Origin of the sequence: Corynebacterium uterequi, assembly GCF_001021065.1 — a bacterium.
Lineage (GTDB): Bacteria > Actinomycetota > Actinomycetes > Mycobacteriales > Mycobacteriaceae > Corynebacterium > Corynebacterium uterequi.
In genome coordinates this window covers 769909-787781 of the sequence record NZ_CP011546.1, presented here as the reverse complement: position 1 = coordinate 787781, position 17873 = coordinate 769909, and the positions used below count along the sequence as shown (strand labels likewise).

The 17873-nt window shown below is 65.1% G+C and carries 14 protein-coding genes; 8 read left to right on the top strand and 6 right to left on the bottom strand.

What is annotated here, in order from left to right; translation table 11 throughout:
• Positions 1 to 231 precede the first annotated feature (231 nt).
• Positions 232 to 2175: a metallophosphoesterase family protein gene (locus CUTER_RS03680; RefSeq protein ID WP_052844017.1), complete on the top strand. Its 1944-nt coding sequence runs from the start codon at positions 232 to 234 to the stop codon at positions 2173 to 2175.
• Here the strand turns inward: CUTER_RS03680 and CUTER_RS03675 are convergent.
• The 4 genes from CUTER_RS03675 to CUTER_RS03655 all read right to left on the bottom strand — a co-directional run bounded on the left by CUTER_RS03675 (position 2172) and on the right by CUTER_RS03655 (position 9323).
• Positions 2172 to 2987: a lytic transglycosylase domain-containing protein gene (locus CUTER_RS03675; RefSeq protein ID WP_407919176.1), complete on the bottom strand. Its 816-nt coding sequence runs from the start codon at positions 2985 to 2987 to the stop codon at positions 2172 to 2174. The two genes, CUTER_RS03680 and CUTER_RS03675, sit on opposite strands and share 4 nt — an antisense overlap.
• 62 nt (positions 2988 to 3049) lie before the next feature.
• Positions 3050 to 3721: a MazG nucleotide pyrophosphohydrolase domain-containing protein gene (locus CUTER_RS03670; protein WP_047259276.1), complete on the bottom strand. Its 672-nt coding sequence runs from the start codon at positions 3719 to 3721 to the stop codon at positions 3050 to 3052.
• 40 nt (positions 3722 to 3761) lie between these two features.
• Positions 3762 to 7421, bottom strand: coding sequence for a transcription-repair coupling factor (gene mfd, locus CUTER_RS03665; RefSeq protein WP_082121252.1), 3660 nt, complete (start codon positions 7419 to 7421; stop codon positions 3762 to 3764).
• A gap of 351 nt (positions 7422 to 7772) precedes the next feature.
• A complete protein-coding gene (locus CUTER_RS03655) occupies positions 7773 to 9323 on the bottom strand; it encodes a multicopper oxidase family protein (RefSeq protein WP_047259275.1) in 1551 nt (516 codons plus the stop codon).
• Between the two features lie 178 nt (positions 9324 to 9501).
• On the opposite strand from CUTER_RS03655, the gene glmU reads away from it, so the two are divergent.
• From glmU to CUTER_RS03630, 5 genes are all read left to right on the top strand, one after another.
• Positions 9502 to 10965, top strand: a complete 1464-nt coding sequence (gene glmU, locus CUTER_RS03650) for a bifunctional UDP-N-acetylglucosamine diphosphorylase/glucosamine-1-phosphate N-acetyltransferase GlmU (RefSeq protein ID WP_269079420.1) — start codon at positions 9502 to 9504, stop codon at positions 10963 to 10965.
• A gap of 5 nt (positions 10966 to 10970) precedes the next feature.
• Positions 10971 to 11948: a ribose-phosphate diphosphokinase gene (locus CUTER_RS03645; protein ID WP_047259273.1), complete on the top strand. Its 978-nt coding sequence runs from the start codon at positions 10971 to 10973 to the stop codon at positions 11946 to 11948.
• A 302-nt stretch (positions 11949 to 12250) separates the two neighbouring features.
• Positions 12251 to 12901: a 50S ribosomal protein L25/general stress protein Ctc gene (locus CUTER_RS03640; protein WP_047259272.1), complete on the top strand. Its 651-nt coding sequence runs from the start codon at positions 12251 to 12253 to the stop codon at positions 12899 to 12901.
• Positions 12902 to 13003: 102 nt separating this feature from the next.
• On the top strand, positions 13004 to 13567 hold the full coding sequence (gene pth, locus CUTER_RS03635) for an aminoacyl-tRNA hydrolase (RefSeq protein WP_047260579.1): 564 nt from the start codon (positions 13004 to 13006) through the stop codon (positions 13565 to 13567).
• 41 nt (positions 13568 to 13608) lie between these two features.
• Positions 13609 to 14436, top strand: a complete 828-nt coding sequence (locus tag CUTER_RS03630; RefSeq protein ID WP_047259271.1) for a fumarylacetoacetate hydrolase family protein — start codon at positions 13609 to 13611, stop codon at positions 14434 to 14436.
• Positions 14437 to 14536: 100 nt separating this feature from the next.
• On the opposite strand, the gene CUTER_RS03625 is transcribed toward CUTER_RS03630, so the two are convergent.
• On the bottom strand, positions 14537 to 15463 hold the full coding sequence (locus tag CUTER_RS03625) for a dihydrodipicolinate synthase family protein (RefSeq protein WP_047259270.1): 927 nt from the start codon (positions 15461 to 15463) through the stop codon (positions 14537 to 14539).
• A gap of 103 nt (positions 15464 to 15566) precedes the next feature.
• Between CUTER_RS03625 and CUTER_RS03620 the strand changes: the two genes are divergently transcribed.
• A complete protein-coding gene (locus CUTER_RS03620; protein WP_158408113.1) occupies positions 15567 to 16310 on the top strand; it encodes an alpha/beta fold hydrolase in 744 nt (247 codons plus the stop codon).
• Here the strand turns inward: CUTER_RS03620 and nagB are convergent.
• Positions 16307 to 17095: a glucosamine-6-phosphate deaminase gene (nagB, locus tag CUTER_RS03615; protein WP_047259268.1), complete on the bottom strand. Its 789-nt coding sequence runs from the start codon at positions 17093 to 17095 to the stop codon at positions 16307 to 16309. The genes CUTER_RS03620 and nagB overlap by 4 nt on opposite strands.
• Positions 17096 to 17232: 137 nt before the next feature.
• Here nagB and pth (CUTER_RS03610) point away from each other — a divergent pair, with 137 nt between their 5' ends.
• Entirely contained in the window at positions 17233 to 17865 is a 633-nt protein-coding gene (gene pth, locus CUTER_RS03610; protein ID WP_047259267.1) for an aminoacyl-tRNA hydrolase, read from the top strand.
• Positions 17866 to 17873 lie beyond the last annotated feature (8 nt).

Sequence of the window (17873 nt, the reverse complement as noted above, 5' to 3'; positions counted from 1 at the left end):
ACATAAATTCAGTGAACAGGGCACTCAACGCCTCCTGCCTAGCGCGACGCGTTGAGGTTCCGCTAGTCATTGTTCCAGAAAAGTCCCCACAATGCCCACGCTTCCACGCGCGGCCGATGGGGATGTGACCAGCACCGCTCGCGCTGCAGACCCCGCGAGCAGGCAATAAAATCCCGCAGTGCACGCCAGCCGTGACTCACACCACACGCATGAAGAAAAAGGATTTCGCACATGTCCCGCCGCGGTCTTGCTCTCACCACCGTTACCCTGCTCAGTTTGCCCCTCGTGTCCTGCGCCGGCGCTAACATCGCCGCCACCGCCGCCTCGTCATCTGGCGCGTCGGAGTCCTCCTCCGCCGCCGAGTCTCCCACCTCCACCGCCACCGTTGCCCCGGTCTCCGGGCGCACCGAGGGCCTGCTGACGGACCCCTTCCTCCAGCTTCCCGGCGATCAGCAGGTCAACGTCGCCTGGTTCACCGAAACCGAGGGCGCCGCGCACGCCGTCCTCACCGGCGACATCGACGCCCTTGACGCCGCCGCTGCCCGAAAGGCCGTGGACGCAGGCGTCGACGGTGTCAATGTCTTCGCCGCCGACACGATGAAGCTGTCTCGCATGTTTGAGGACGCAAAGTCTTTCGTTGAATCCCCACCGGCGGAGAGCGAGGGCATCGTCGCCCGCGACGTATTCCGCCACGAGGCAACCGTCACCGGTCTGGACAAGACCGACGACACCCCGTACCGCGTCGTGTCCATCGACGGCGACGACGTCGCCTTGTCCGAGGTGTTCACCGCCAACGATGAATACACCTCCGACGAGGACCTCACCATGCTGCTCACCTCGGACCACCAGCAGAAGGACCACTCCCCCGCCAACCTTCAGTGGGCGGTGGAGACCATCGGCGGCATTGACGTCGCCCTCGTCGCCGGTGACCTCATTAACGTTCCCGATCGCGCCTCCGAGTGGTTCGACGATTCCCGCGGCCTCGCCTACTTCGAGGGCATGCAGGGCAACGCCAACTACACCGCCACCAATGGCGAGACCTACCACGGCGGCGAGATCCTCCAAAACGCCCACTCCTACCCGGTCATCGGTAATCACGAGGTCATGGGACGTATCGACGGGCAAACCTCGCTGGACAGCGTCTTCAACAATCCGGTGCCGCGGAAGGTCGCCGAGGCCGAGTACGAGAAGGTCGCCCAGGAGGTCAACCCGGGCAACTCACCGGAGGTCAAGGACAAGTGGATCGAGGACAACTCCTTTTCCACCACGTCCTACGAGGAGATCTTCTCCTTGCCCGAATCCGCGCCCGGCGGCGAGAAGTATTACGCCACCACCATCGGCAACACCCGCCTGATCTCGCTGTATTCCACCCGTATCTGGCGCTCGGAGGACGCCGAGCCGGATCCCGCCAAGCGGGAGAAGCACTCCCGCTACCAGGACGCCGCCGCCTCCATCGGCAAGCCACTGGAGCGGGGCTACGGTGACTTCGTCTTTGAGGACATCGCCGTCGGCTCGCAGCAGTACGACTGGTTGAAGAAGGAACTGACCAGTAAGGAGACGTCGGCCGCTGAACACGTCATCGTCATGCTCCACGAGTCCCCGGTGTCCAACGGCAAGAACGTCATGCCCCACTTCGGAAACCCGGTTGTCACCGAGGAGAAGGACGACGCCGGCAAGGTCATCGGCTACCGCTACGACTACCCGGAGGAAGGCAACATCCTGCTGACCTCCCTGCTGCCGCTCGTCGACGCCAAGGACTCCCCCGTGGACCTAGTCTTCAACGGCCACTCTCACCTGTGGAACCGCTTCCAGTCCGACAATGGGGTCAACTTCCTGGAGACCTCCAACGTCGGTAACTCCTACGGCTTCTACGGCCCGCTGTCCACCGACGGCAGCAATAAGGACGGAAAGCGCAATCAGCCGCCGGCGCCGTGGACCCCGGAAAACGTCCTTGAGCAGGGTAACCCGGCGGGTCTGGAGGCCATCACCCCGACGGAGAATCCGCTGAAGTCGCTTGCCGACTCCTCCCAGGACGCCCCCTTCGTGGCCTCTAACGACTACTCCGTCTTCACGTCCTTCGACACCGCCACCGGAGAAGTGACCTCCTGGATCTTCGACGGCACCACCCCGGGCGCGAAGCCGGAGAAGCTGGACGTGTTCACGCTGGCTGATTAGGCGGATTGGCCCACGGCATAGTTGGCGGCGGCGTTACGCACGTCGATGAGGTATTCATTCGACTTGTTGTAGGAGTGGATCGCCCGCGTCCACCCTTCCGGGGTGGACAGGTCCCGTCCCTGGTCGCACAGGTGCTTAGCGGCGCCCAGGGCGGCGTCGTCGATGTGGTGGGGATCGGCGTAGCCGTCGCCGGAGGCGTCGAGCCCGTAGCGGTACCACGAGTCCGGAATGAATTGCATCGGCCCGACGGCGCGGTCGTAGTGCGTGTCACCGTCGAACTTCCCACCGTCGGTGTCGCGAATCTCCGCGGTCCCGTTCGTGCCATCGAGGGCGATGCCGATGATCGGCGGCGTGACCACCCCGTCCTCGCCGATCGCGCCCCGGCCAAAGAGGGAACCGGTGTAGGTGCCGTGGCGGGTCTCCACCCAGCCGATGCCGGCTAGCGTGTTCCAGGTGAGGTTGCAGCCGGGCCACGCCTCGTTGGCGATGAGCGTGGCGTTGCCGTAGGCGCGCACCGCCGGCGCCGGGATGCCCGTGGACTGCGAAATGGGATCCGCCCAGAACCCCAGTTTGTCCGAGGTTCGCCCCGGAGAGTGGACGTCGATGGCAGGCACCGGTTCGCCGGCGGCCGGAGGGACGTCGTCGGGGATCCTCACCCGCGACGTCGGGGAGCCGGCTGTCCCCAGCGACAGCGCCCACCCCACGATGGTGACGATGAGCACGACAACTAACACGACCGCCAGGACGATGCCGCAGCCGCAGCCGGGCGATCGGCGGGCGCCGCCGTAGGTTGAGTTGCCGTTAATCACGATGGGCCATCGTACCGGCCCGGTAGCCAATCACCATCACGGCTACCCACTACTCCAGGAAACTTTCAGCTATCGCCCCACTCGCGTTCACCGGTCTCGTCATCGAGGCTCTCGCCGGATTCCTGCAACTTGCCGGCCTGCCACAGTTCGTCCTGAGTGAGCGCATCGACCATGCTGGTGCTGCCATCGAAGAGGTACGGTGCCCGGGAACGCATCTTCGCGATGAAGGAAGCGGCGACGTCATCCAGATCAAACGCGGAGCGCCGGTCCGCGATCTCCGCGTGGAAAAGCACCTGGAGGAAGATATCCCCCAGCTCCTTAACCAAGGTGGCGTCACTGGCGTCGTTGCGCACCGCTTCGGCGAACTCGCCCGTCTCCTCAACGAGGAAAGGCAACAGTGACTCGTGCGTCTGCCTAGCCTCCCACTGGCCGACGCTCCGCGCCCGACTCATGATGGCGCGGGCTTGAAGCAGCGGGTCGTCGAGGCTTGGCGAGCGGACGATCTCGCGGTACTGCCCTGCTTCTGCGGCGTCGTCATACACCCGTTGCGCAACTTCCTCGTTGCAGGTGATGAAGGTTCCCACCCCGTGAGGGTCATCACCGTCGACGACGTCGTCCACGTTCCACCGGAGGGACACGGGGACCTCCATCGAGAACGAGACCGGCCGTAGGATCCGGCCACGGGCGGCGATCGGCATCATCGTCGGCCATCGGGCATCGAGCAGCAGAATCGTCATGCCAGCAAGTCTAGGAGGATCGACGCCCCGAGGTGCACTCTTACTCCCGGATAGTAATGGTTCGGCGGCGTCGACGCGGCGTCGTCGAATCCAACGGCCTAGCCCCGCCCTTCGACGCGGCCGACTCCCTAGGCGGGCGCGCGAGCCCGGTGACGCTGATCTCCGGCACATCAAAGAGGTCGGACAGGAAATCCGCCACCCACTGCACCAGGTCCAGGTCGCGGAGCATGGGGGCGCCCGCCCCGCGACCGGCGCGCGGCAGGGGAACCTGAATCGCCTGGGCGGCAGCCCGGTACGTGGCGCCGGCGACGATTCGCTTGAGCCGGATCTGCTTGGAATCGGCCAGCACCACTGGATGGAGCTTCAGCCGAGTTCCCTGCACCTGGATGTCACCCACCCCGGCGGCCCGGGCGGAAAAACGCAGCCTGGCCATAGCCAACAGGCGCTGCACCTCCTCGGGGATCGGCCCGTACCGGTCCGTCATTTCCTCACTCACCGCGGTGAGATCGGACTCCTGCTTGGCCTCGGCGATCTTCCGGTAAATCTCCAGGCGCAGCCGTTCGGCGTTGATGTACGCCTCGGGGATGTGAGCATCCACCGGCAGGTCGACGCGGATCTCCTTCGGGCCTTGGTCGGTAGCATCAACCACCTCGCCCTTGGCCAGCGCCTTATAGGCGTCGACGGCCTCGCCCACCAGGCGGACGTAGAGGTCGAAGCCGACGCCGGCGATGTGGCCGGATTGCTGCGCGCCGAGGACGTTGCCCGCGCCGCGCATCTCCAGGTCTTTCATGGCCACGGCCATGCCGGCGCCGAGGTCGTTATTCTGCGCGATGGTCGCCAATCGGTCGTAGGAGGTTTCCGTGAGCGTCACACCCTTCGGATACAAGAAGTAGGCATAGGCGCGCTCGCGGGAGCGTCCCACCCGCCCGCGCAGCTGATGCAGCTGGCTCAGGCCCATGTGGTGGGCATTTTCGACGATGAGCGTGTTGGCGTTGGCGATATCGAGGCCGGTCTCCACGATGGTGGTGCACACAAGCACGTCGTACTCCCGGTCCCAAAAACCCTGGACCGTCTTTTCCAACAGCTCCTCACCCATCTGTCCGTGGGCGACGACGACGCGCGCCTCCGGCACGAGGTCGCGGATCTCCCGTGCCCGCTTTTCGATGTCTGCCACCTTGTTGTGAACAAAGAAGACCTGCCCGTCGCGCAGCAGCTCGCGCCGGATGGCGGCCGCGACCTGCTTTTCCTCGTAGGCGCCGACGTAGGTCAGCACCGGGTAGCGGTCCTCCGGCGGGGTGAGCATGGTGGTCATTTCCCGGATGCCGGACAAGCTCATTTCCAGGGTTCGAGGGATGGGTGTGGCTGACATCGTGAGCACGTCGACGCTGGCCTTCATCGCCTTAATGTGCTCCTTATGTTCCACACCAAAGCGCTGTTCCTCATCGACGATGATCAGTCCCAGGTTCTTCCAGTGCACACCGGTCTGTAGGAGGCGGTGCGTACCGATGACGATGTCGACGGAACCGTCGGCCAACCCGGCGAGGATCTCCTTGGATTCCTTCGCTGTGGTGAACCGAGAAAGCTCCTTGAGATTGACGCCAAAACCGTCCATTCGCTGCGAAAACGTCCGGAAGTGCTGCTGGGCGAGCAACGTCGTCGGCGCCAACACCGCCACCTGGGTGCCGTCCTGAACCGCCTTGAACGCCGCACGAACCGCCACCTCGGTCTTGCCGTAGCCGACGTCACCGACGATGACCCGGTCCATCGGGGTAGCCGCCTCCATGTCCGCCTTGACGGCCTCGATGGCGGTCATCTGGTCTTCGGTCTCAACGTAGGGGAAGTTGTCCTCCATCTCCGCCTGCCACGGGGTGTCGGGGGCGAACTGGTGGCCCGGCGCGGACTGTCGCTGCGCATAAAGCTGCACCAGCTCGCCCGCGATCTCGCGGACGGCGGCCCGGGCCTTCTTCTTGGTGTTCTTCCAGTCGGAGCCGCCCATCTTCGACAGCGAAGGCGCCTCCCCGCCGGTGTACTTACTCAAGAGGTCCAGCGACTCCATGGGCACCCACAGCTGGTCTGCAGGCTGGCCCCGCTTGCTGGGGGCGTACTCAAGCACGATGTATTCGCGCCGGGACGTGTCATCCCCGGTGTGGATGGTGCGCTCGGCCATCTTGAGGAATTTGCCGATGCCGTGGGTCTCATGCACCACGTAGTCCCCCGTCTTCAACGCCAGGGGGTCCACCCGGTTGCGCCTTTTGGCTGGACGACGCTTCGCCCCCGCAATGTCACCGACGCGGTTGCCGGTGAGATCCGTCTCGGTGATGGTGACCAGCTTGATGGCGGGGAACATCAACCCGGCGTGGGACAGCGCCTGGTACAGCGTCACTTCCCCAGGGCGGGGTTGCCAGCCCGGGGTTGCTACGTGCGCGGAAATGCCGTTCTCCCGGAAGCGCTCAACCATGCGCTTGATGGCCGCCTGCGTCGGCGCGATGAACACACCCCTGCCGCCGTCGGCAACGTGTGCTCTGAGGGTGGCCATCATGACCGCGATGTCCTTGAGGTCGCCGCGAGGTGCGGGCCCCGGTTGGAAATCGAGCGGCAGGGTGCTGGCCTCATCCGTGTTCATCATGCCCGGTGCGGCGAGGGTCCACCACGGGCCCTTCCGGCCGGCTTCGAGGGATTCGAAGGAGCGGTACGACGACGCATCAAGGTCCAACCCCTCGGCGGCGAGCGGACCATGGGCACCCATGGCCGCCGCCTCCCACCCGGCGGCGAGGAATTCCTCATCGGTAGAGATGAGGTCTTCGATGCGCCGGCGGATCTTCTCCGGGTCGACGACGACGGTGTGCGTCCCCGCCGGCATGAGTTGATCGACGGTGATGAGCGCCGAGTCGGTCAACGCCGGAATGAGCGCTTCCATACCGTCGGCGTAGACCTGCTCCGAGAGCTTCGACAACAGCTCCACCAGGGCGGGGTTGCCGGGGTGTTTGACCATGAGCGCGGCAGCCCGGGCCGCGACGGACTCATCGATAAGGAGCTCGCGCGCCGGGTAAACCTCCACCATAGAAACGTCCGTCTCCGGGATGGCCCGCTGGTCCGCCACGGAGAACTGCCGGATGTCCGTAATCTCATCGCCCCAGAACTCCACGCGCACCGGGTAATCCGACGTGGTAGGGAAAATATCCAAGATGCCGCCGCGGACGGCGAACTCGCCGCGTTTGGCCACCATGTCGACGTGCGAGTACGCGCGGTGGATAAGGTCGGCAGCCAGCGCCGATAGGTCGAACTCCTCGCCCACCTGTAAAGAAATGGGGGTGCGCCCGTCGGCCTGGGCGAGGACCGGTTGGCACCAGGCGCGCGCCGGGGTGACGACAACGCGGTAGTCCGCCAGGTGGTTGAGCACCTGAGCTCGCCGTCCGACGATGTCCGCGCCCGGAGACAGCCGCTCGTGCGGCAGCGTCTCCCACGAGGGGAACAACGCGACCTTCTCCCCGAGCATGGCCGTGAGTTCGGCTGCGAGGTCTTCGGCTTCCCTACCTGTCGCCGTCACCACGAGCACCGGCACCTTCTTCGCCATCGCCGCGAGTGCCCACGGGCGTGCCTGGGTGATGGCGGTGAGATGCAGGGTGGGTTCGCCAACGCTCGCCAGCAAGCCTTTAATTTTGGGTTCGTCGGCGATAGCTGTGAGCAGTCCAGCAAGCATGGGAGTGGGCAAGGCAGCGTCCTAACCGTGACGACTCTTCACGGGCGTCACACGATCATCGGGTACGGGCCATACCTTACCGACCAGGACCGACACGACCGCGAAAACCGTGCGTGGCTTATTCGAACACAGAGAGCGCGAAAGACGGTTCGACGCCCGCTAGTGGCGATTTCGTGAGTGGCGATTGAGGACCAGCGCCCCCGGTGCGCTAAGCTACGGAGTCGAACGATTCCCTGTGGTGTAATTGGCAACACTACGGTTTTTGGTACCGTCATTCAAGGTTCGAGTCCTTGCAGGGAAGCTCTCACCTCCCCTGGCTGAAGGCCTGCTTTAGCTACGGCGAACGGCCATTTATGCCTGGTGTCCCGGCGGGTGGAGGTTAATCGCACCCTCGGGGATGCGCAGGTCCGGCTTGTCTCCGGGTTCCACCACCACGAACTGGCCCATCATGCCGTTATCCTCATGCCACAGCATGTGGCAGTGGAACATGTAAGGAACGTGAGGATCCGGGTAGTAGCCGAACTCCACGGCCAAGGTGGCGGTGGACTTCGGTGGCAGCGCCACGGTGTCCTTCCAGCCGTAGGTAGCCACCTCTTCCGTGGCGTCGCCGGTGATCTCAAGAACCCTGAAGCGGCTGTTGTGAATGTGGAAGTTATGCGGCCAGTCCGAATTGTCGTTAGTAACCGTCCACACCTCGGGACCGTCGTGGTCAATGACGACGTCGACGCGTCTCATGTCCATGAGCTGGTCGTTGATCTTGAAGGTGTCCAGACGGAATTCCCGGCGGGGAGCTGCGGTGACGTCGGGAACCGCGGCGGCCGACGGGTCCAGCTGCGCTGGCAGGGCCGAAGGCTCGGGCGCGTCGGCGCTGGGGCCGTGAATAGTCAACAGCTCGAAGGAATGCGCGAAGCCGAAGTCGGGCGCATTCTCTAGGTCGGCAGGGATACCGAAGTTGCTGGCCAGCGGGGTGGATTCCAGCGTCACGTCCGTGTCCGGTTCCAGGTCTACGACTACTTCCACGCGTTCCCCCGGGCCCATGACGACGGCGTCGACCTCCAGTGGCTCCGCGAGCAAGCCGGAGTCGGTGGCCACGACGAAAAAGGGGCGCTCGTTGGAGAAACGCAGGTTATAAAAGCGCATGTTGGCGCCGTTGATGATGCGCAGGCGCACCCGGCGCGTCGTGGCGTCGAAGGCGGCGTTGGTGATGCCGTTGACCACCGGTGTATCGCCCATGAGGCCCAGGTCCGGGTCGAATTCCTTATCCAGCTGCCCGTCCTCGGTGAACTTCGCGTCCATGATGACCACCGGGATGTCGTCCACGCCGTACTGCCGGGGCACGTCCACCGCGGTGGAGACGTCGTCGTCGACAATGACCATGCCGGCCAGTCCCTGGTAGCACTGCAACCCTGTGCGGCCGTGCGGGTGCGGGTGGTACCACAGGGTCGCCGCGGGCTGGTCGATGCGCCATTCGGGCGCCCACGTGTCACCCGGTTCGATGGGTGAATGGGGACCGCCATCGGCCGCGGCCGGGATCTTCATGCCGTGCCAGTGGATTGTGGTCATCTCGTCGAGCTCATTGTGGATGTCGACGTGCGTCGTCTCCCCGCGTCGAAGGTGCAGCGTCGGCCCGAGCAGGGGGCCGTTGAAGCCCCACGTGGCGGTGGTAACCCCCGGGAGGATCTCGGACGTCCCGGCTTGGGTGGTGAGATCGAAGTGCCGAGTGCCGTCGCGTAACTGCCCGTCGTCCAGCGGGGGGATGGGCAGCGGCCGCGGGTCGCCGTCGTAGCCGCGCGGCGTGGGCTGATCGACGGAGGAACAGGCCGCTGCGCCCGCTCCCAGCATCGCGGCGCCCATCGTGAGAACCGCACCTCGCAGGAAAACCCGCCTCGAAACGTTGCTCATCGGCCCTACTCCTGTTCTGACATTCTGTATTCGGTTGCCTGCCAGCGTACGCCCAGGCTGTCGTCCGCCTGCTCGCATGGCGGGGGCGTCCCGGGGCGGGTTGAAACGGACCGGTGGCCCCGGTCGGCGATATGCTGGCTCTACCGTTTATGCATCACGGCAGATGAAGGAGCTTTTCGTGGCACCCAGCACCCACCCGTCGCCCGCCCCGTGCGCGGTCATCGTCCTCGCGGCCGGCGCCGGCACGCGGATGAAGTCCGCTACGCAGAAAACGTTGCACAGCATCGGCGGTCGCACCCTGCTTGGCCATGCCCTCCACGCGGCTGAGGGGATCGCTCCAGAGCAGATCGTGGCCGTGGTTGGCCATCAGCGAGACCAGGTCATTCCGGAAGTAGAGCGCGTCTCCGAGAACCTGGGGCGCCCGATTGTGGTGGCCGTGCAGGAGGAGCAAAACGGCACCGGCCACGCCGTGTCCTGCGGCTTGGCGCCGCTCGGCGACTACGAGGGAACGGTCGTCGTCACCAACGGTGACGTGCCCCTGCTCCGCCCGGAGACCCTGGCGGCGCTCGTCGACGCCCACGCCCTTGCCGGCGCGGCGGTGACCGTGCTGTCGCTCGTCGTGGATGATCCCACCGGCTACGGGCGCATCGTGCGCAACGAAGCCGGCGAGGTCACGGCCATCGTGGAGCATAAGGACGCCTCCGACGCCGAGCGTGCCATCTCCGAGGTCAACTCCGGGGTGTTCGCTTTCGACTCCGCCGTGCTGCGCGACGCGCTGACCCGGCTGGATACGGATAACGCCCAGGGCGAGCTGTACATCACCGACGTACTGGGCATCGCCCGCGCCGACGGACACACCGTCGCCGCGCACGTTGCCTCGGACCCGGGTGAGCTGGCCGGCGTGAACAACCGGGTCCAGTTGGCCGAGGCCGGGCGCGAGCTCAACCGCCGGCTGGTGGAGGCCGCCATGCTGGGCGGGGCGACGATCATCGACCCGGAGAGCACGTGGATTGGCGTGGATGTCACCGTCGGCGAGGACGTCACCATCCATCCGAACACCCAATTGTGGGGGTCTACCAACGTTGGCTCGGGCGCTGTAATCGGGCCCGATTCCACGCTCACTGATATGACGATTGGCGAGCGCGCGAGCGTTATCCGCACCCACGGCGAAGGCTCGACCATTCTTGCCGACGCCACCGTCGGGCCGTTTACGTACATCCGCCCCGGCACCGTCCTCGGGGAGCGCGGCAAGCTCGGCGCCTTCGTGGAATCGAAGAACGCCCAGATTGGCGACGGTTCCAAGGTGCCGCACCTGACCTACATTGGCGACGCCACCGTGGGCGTGGAATCCAACATCGGCGCGTCGAGCGTCTTCGTCAATTACGACGGGGTCAACAAGCACCGCACCGCCATCGGCGACCACGTCCGAACCGGTTCGGACACCATGTTCGTGGCCCCGGTGACCGTCGGTGATGGCGCCTACACGGGTGCCGGTACAGTTGTTCTCGACGATATCCCGGCTGGAGCGTTGGCGATCAAGGAAGGCCACCAGCGCATCATCGAAGGATGGGTCGAACAGAAGCGTCCTGGCACCCCGGCCGCTGAGGCCGCCAAGCGCGCACGCGAGAAGGAAGGCAAATAAGACTAATGACCGGAATACTGAGCGAGAGCCGCAAGAACATGATGCTGTTCAGCGGCCGCGCGCATCCGGAGCTCGGAGAAGCCGTCGCCCGAGAACTGGGCATCGACCTGGTTCCCACCACGGCCCGTGACTTCGCCAACGGCGAGATCTTCGTCCGCTTTGACGAGTCCGTCCGCGGCGCTGACTGCTTCGTCTTGCAGTCGCACGCCGGGCAGTTGAACAAGGCGATCATGGAGCAGCTCATCATGATCGACGCGCTCAAGCGTGGTTCCGCGAAGCGAATCACCGCCATCATGCCCTTCTACCCCTACGCCCGTCAGGACAAGAAGCACCGCGGCCGCGAGCCCATCTCCGCCCGCCTCATCGCGGACCTGCTCACCGCCGCCGGCGCTGACCGCATCGTTTCCGTCGACCTGCACACGGACCAGATCCAGGGCTTCTTCGACGGCCCCGTCGATCACATGCACGCCATGCCGATCCTGACGGACTACATCCAGAACAAGTACGACATCAACGACATCGTCGTGGTCTCGCCCGACGCCGGCCGCGTCAAGGTGGCCGAAAAGTGGGCCAACATCCTCGGCGACGCCCCCATGGCCTTCGTCCACAAGACCCGCAGCGTCGACGAGGCCAACGTCGTTAAGGCCAACCGCGTGGTGGGCAACGTCGAAGGCAAGAACTGCGTGCTGCTCGATGACATGATCGACACCGGCGGAACCATCGCCGGCGCGGTGTCCGTGCTCAAGGATGCCGGCGCCAAGGACGTCGTCATCGCCTGTACCCACGGCGTATTCTCCGACCCGGCCCGCCAGCGCCTCTCCGAGTGCGGCGCCATCGAGGTCATCACCACCGACACCTTGCCGCAGTCCACCGAGGGCTGGGAGAACCTCACGGTGCTGTCTATCGCCCCGCTGCTGGCGCGCACCATCAACGAGATCTTCGAAAACGGCTCGGTGACCACCCTCTTCGAGGGCCAGGCCTAGCTGTTCGCGTGGCGCCACGCGGCGCCACGCGGCGCCACGCGGTGGCACGTGGCGGCGTCAGATTTGGCTGCTCATCGCCCTCGCTGATACCCTGAAGCGGTCTCGGCGAGGGCTTTGACCCGCGTGGACCTCTTCTACGTGGCGGGCCGTTATCGACGCGATGATGTATTGACAGACTTCCTTAGCAAGCCTGCGATGACTCGACGGAGACGATCGAGCCGGTCGCGGGCTTGTTGCCATTTTCGGCACCAGCACCGCCGGCCCGGTTAGCAAACACCCGATTTACTAGCTAGGAGATCCCCATGGCTGATTCCCCGATCATCAAGGCCGAGTCCCGCGACGAGTTCGGCAAGGGCGCTTCCCGCCGCCTGCGTCGCGCCGGCCGCCTCCCCGGCGTCCTCTACGGCAGCCACATCGACGAGCCGGTTCACTTCCACGTTGACCTGCTCGAAATGACCGCCATCGTCCGTAACGACGGCGTCAACGCCATCGTCGAGCTCGAGGTCGACGGCGAGCAGCACCTCGCCATGGTTAAGCACGTTGACCAGAACGTCCTGACCCTCAAGATCGACCACATCGACCTCCTGGGCATCAAGCGCGGCGAAAAGGTCGAGGTCGAGGTCCCGGTCGTCACCGAGGGCGAGGTTGCCCCGGGTGCGCAGCTGCTGCAGGAGGCCGACACCGTCCTCATCGAGGTCGACGCCCTGAAGATCCCGGACGAGATCACCGTCAACATCGAGGGCCTGGCCGCCGGCACCCAGATCACCGCCGCCGAACTGGCGCTGCCGGCCGGCGTCACCCTCATCGTCGAGGGCGAGACCCTCGTCATCAACGTCACCGAGGAAGAGGTTGCCGAGGTGCCCGAGGAGGGCGAGGAGAACGCTGAGGCCGAGGGCATCGATCCCTCCGAGGTTGAGGCCACCGAAGAGTCTGACCAGTCCGCCGAGAGCTAGTCTTTCGCTCTTCACCCGATAACGCCTCCGTCGTACGACGGGGGCGTTTGTCGTACCGGAGCCTTAAGCGCCAGGACTCCGCCATGTGGGACAATGACGGTCATGACTGACTCCCCCATCCTCGTGATTGCCCTGGGCAACCCCGGACCTAAGTACGAAGGAACCCGCCACAACATCGGCGTCGACGCGCTGGAGGAGTTACTCAGCCGGGTTACGCCTATGCCGGCGCAGCTCAGCGTGCATCGGCGGACCAACACCGAGATCGCGGAACTCCCCGCCGGCCGGCTTGGCCCACGCAAGGTGGTCCTCGCCCGCACGCGGGAATTCATGAACCTCTCGGGCGGACCGACCAAGGCGCTCGCCAACTACTTTGGCGTGCCGGCGCGCGACATTGTGGTACTGCATGACGAGCTGGAACGCGACTTCGGCGTCGTTGACCTGCACCTCGGCGGCGGCGACCACGGCCACAATGGACTTAAATCCATCACGAAGTCCCTGGGCACCAAGGATTATCACCGGGTGGCGATGGGCATTGGCCGCCCGCCGGGACGCATGGATCCCGCCCCCTTCGTGCTCAAGCCGTTCTCCAAGGCGGAGTCGGCAGAGCTTCCCATCGTGTGCGCCGACGCCGCCGACGCCGTCGAACGTTTCCTTGCCTCGCAGTAGGGTTGCCGTCTTCGTCTCTCTTAACCCGGAAGGAATACTCCATGCGCCTTGCCACCCTTCGCTCCGGTGAATCCACCTTCGCAGCCCGCATCGAATCGGAGCACACAGCAGTGGTGATTGATGGCTACTCCAACGTCGGAGATTTGCTTCAGGATCCCGCATGGGCGACGATAGCCGCCGCTGCCTCCGGTGAGTTGATCCGCTTCGTACCCACTGATCTCGCCGCCGTCGTGCCTGCACCGCGGAAAGTCATTTGTGTTGGCCTAAATTACGCTACCCATATTCTGGAGATGGGACATGCACTTCCTGACTACCCCACGATCTTCATCAAGTTCGCCGATGCCCTCACCGGCCCGTTTGACGACGTCGTGGTGCCGCCATACGCCGCCGGGGCGCTGGATTGGGAGGGCGAGCTTGCCGTAATCATCGGGAAACGAGCACGGCGGGTGTCGGCCAGCGACGCCTCCGAATACATCGCCGGCTACGCCATCATGAACGATTACACAGCCAGGGACTTGCAATACCGGACACTGCAATTTCACCAAGGAAAATCCCTAGAAGGCTCCGCCGGCTTTGGGCCCTGGCTAACCACGTCGGATTCCTTCGACCTCGGTCAGCCAATTACCACGTGGTTGGATGGCGAAGAAGTACAGTCCGCGTCGACGGGTGACTTGGTTTTTAAGCCCGCCGATCTTATCGAGTACATCTCGCGTCTCTATCCCTTGGACCCGGGTGATGTCATCGTCACGGGAACCCCGAGCGGGGTGGGTCACGCCCGCTCACCACGGCGTTATATTCGCGACGGCGAGGTGGTCACAGTAGCAATTGAGGGCCTCGGCCGCATCTCCAATAAGACGGTGGTGGAGTAGAGATCCTTCGGTGTCAACGCGAAAGGCCCCGCGCCCGCCGCGCTGGTTGTAGCGAAGCGGGCCGCGGGGCCTGCAGAGTTTAGCTGGCTAGCGGTCAACGTTAGGCGTCGAGCAGGCCAACCTCGCGGAGCACGCCCGCGACGCGCTCGACGTTGTCGCCGCTGAGGCGCTCGACCGGCTCCGGCATCTGGTTGGTCTTGAAGTAGCCGAGCAGCTGGCAGGCGGTCTTGAAGGAACCAATGCCGGCACCGAAGCCGCTGATCCCCTGCGGGACGAGGGCGATGTGCATGAGCCGGGCGAGGCGATCCTGGATCTCGGCGACCTTCTTCCAGTCACCGGCCTCGAAGGCGTCCCACTGGGCGACGTAGCCGTCGGCGTCGACGTTGGCCAGGCCCGGAACGGAACCGTCGGCACCAGCGAGGTAGGCGCCGTCGACGACGACCTCGTGGCCGGTCAGCAGGGACAGGGGGCTGCCGGCAGCCTTGTTTTCGAGGACGAGGAAGCGGAAGGAGACGTCGTCGCCGGAGGAGTCCTTGACGCCCTGGAGGACGCCGTCACGGCCGAGGCGGACGAGCATGTCGACGGGGAGCTTGACGCCCACGCACACCGGAATGTCGTAGGCGTAGATCGGCAGGTCGGTCGCTTCGCGCAGGGCGCGGAAGTGACGCTCAATCTGCGGTACGCCGCCGAGGGCGTAGAAGGGGGCGGTGGCGACGAGGCCGTCGACGCCGTAGCGCTCCGCGACGCGGATGTGCTCGATGACCCGGTCGGTCTGGGTGTCGACGACGCCGCAGAGGACCGGCACGCGGCCGGCGACCGTCTCCATGGTGGTCTTGATGATCTCTTCGCGACGCGCCACGGTGGAGAAGGCGACCTCGCCGGAGGAGCCCAGGATGAAGAGACCGTGGACGCCGGCGTTGATGAGGCGGTCGATGTGGCGGGCGAAGCCCTCGTGGTCGATGCTGCGGTCGTCGTTGAGCGGGACGGCGACGGGCGGGACAACTCCGCGAAGCTTCAGTTCAGTCATGGCGATACTCCTTAGGTCGGGTGACTGGGCGGGACACAATCCGTCATTCATCAGACATCCTACCTCAGGTTGGTACGGCGGGGGTGGAACTAGGGTAATTCCCATGAAAACTTCACCCACCGTGATGGTTACTCACGGCGTCACCGACTCCGCCGAGTGCCTGACCAGCCTCATTGATACACTCGCCCCCATTGCACCCACCCAGGGCATTGATCTTCCCGGCCATGGAGACTCCCCCCGGATTCACCATCTTGACGATCCCATCGAAGAGATGGCGGACTACCTTCAGGCCAAGGTGGCGCCGCAGGCCCCGGTGATTCTCATCGCCCATTCCATGGGCGCAGCGGTGTCCACGGTGGTGGCCGCCCGTCGGCCGGACCTGGTCAGCGCCCTCGTGGTAGAAGACCCCGCCTGGCTCACCACCGAACAAGCCGCCCGGTACCGGGCTGACGGCGAGCACTCCGCCCGTCGGCTAGCAGAGATTGCGGCGGCGCCGGCCGCCGCCCGTGCGGGACTGCTCGCCGACTACCCGCATTGCTCACCGGCCGATGCCGACGGTTGGCTTAAGGCCAAGCTCAGCTGTCAGCGCGAGTTCGTCGCGACCGGGATCGTGGGGGTAGAAGACTGGCGACGCGTCGTCGGCGCCCTTTCGTGCCCCACGCTGCTCATCACCGGAGATGGGGACGATATTCTCATCGGTCCACGCCGGGCACAAGAGATTCGCGAAGAGTATCCCCTCATCGAGACAGCAGTAATCCCCGGGGCGCGTCATAGCGTGCGGCTCGACGCCCCGGGGCACTACTACCAGGTGCTTCGCCGCTGGTTAGCGGCGCGGCTGGCGGCCTAGTACTGCTGCCACTCCGGCTTGTTCTCGTAGGCGAATTCGTAGTACTCGCGCCGCGTCAGCTTCGACGCCGCAGCCTCGTCAACGACGACGGTGGCGTGCGGGTGGTACTGCAGGATCGACGCCGGGCAGGACGCGCTGATCGGGCCCTCGACGAGGGCCGCCACCGCGTCAGCCTTACCGGCACCGGTGGCCAGCAGAAGCAGGTGACCAGCCCGAGAGATGGTGCCCAGGCCCTGGGTGAGGACGTGGTGCGGCACCTTGTTGGGGTCGTCTTCGAAGAAACGGGCATTGTCGATGACGGTCTGCGGGTGCAGAGTCTTCATCCGGGTGCCGGAGCCCAAGGAGGAGCCCGGCTCGTTGAAGCCCACGTGGCCGTTCGTGCCGACGCCGAGCAGCTGGATGTCGATGCCGCCGTGCTCAGCGATGGCCTTGTCGTAGGCAACGCCGGCCTCATCGGGGTTGTCGGCGGTGCCATCCGGCGAGAACACCCGGGCATCGTCGATATCGATGTGGTTCGTCAGCTCGCGGCGGATGGTTTGGTAGTAGCTCTGCTCATGATCGCGGGGCAGACCAACGTATTCATCGAGGAGGAAGGCGGTGCAGTTAGCGAAGGAGAGCTCGCCGGCCTCGACGCGACGGCGCAGTTCGCGGTACATCGGCAACGGCGTGGAGCCGGTGGCCAGGCCGATGACTCCGCCGCGGGCAACGTAGGGGGCGTAGACATCGGCGGCGACGCGCCCCACCTCTTCATGCTCGGGGCGAGCAGGACAAATGACAACTTCCATGAGCGTTCCCTTCAGACATATGACGTCCTACAACGTGATCACTTCAAGCCTAGTCCCCCACAGCCGCCCTGTCATCGGTTTAACCCCAAATTCGCCGTGTGTCACAATGAGCAACCGTGAGCGCCCTGAGCACCCTAATGACTACACTCCTGCGTCCCTTTAGCCGTGAGCACACCACCCCCGAGGTGTCGCAGCCGCCTGCCCCGCACTGGGTCGTGCTTGGTTTGGGCAATCCGGGCAAGAAATACGCGCCGACCCGGCACAACGTCGGCTACCTGTGCGTCGACGAGCTCCTCGCCCCTCGGCACGCTTCCCTGTCCGCCGTCCCGGGAGTCCCGGCCCTCGCAACGAGCATCGCCCTCGATGGTCAGCCGTGCCTGGCCGCCCGGTCCACCACGTATATGAACTCCTCCGGTGAGGCCGCCGCGGCCCTGCTACGCCAACACGCACTCCCCCCAGAACAGCTCATCGTTGTCCACGACGAACTCGATCTGCCCGCCGGAGTTGTCCGCATCAAGCTGGCGGGCAACGAAAACGGGCACAACGGACTGAAGTCCATTACCGAACACCTCGGCACCCGGGACTATATCCGAGTGCGGATCGGCGTCGGCCGGCCACCTGCGGGCACCTCGGTGCCCGATTGGGTGCTCTCCCCCATGATGCCGGACGCCTCGGGCGCAATGCCGAACATTCAGCTCGCGTCCGAGGCGGTGACACTCATCGTCAGCGGCGGCGTAGCGGCGGCCCAAAACACCGTCCACGCCCGCTAAAACGACCG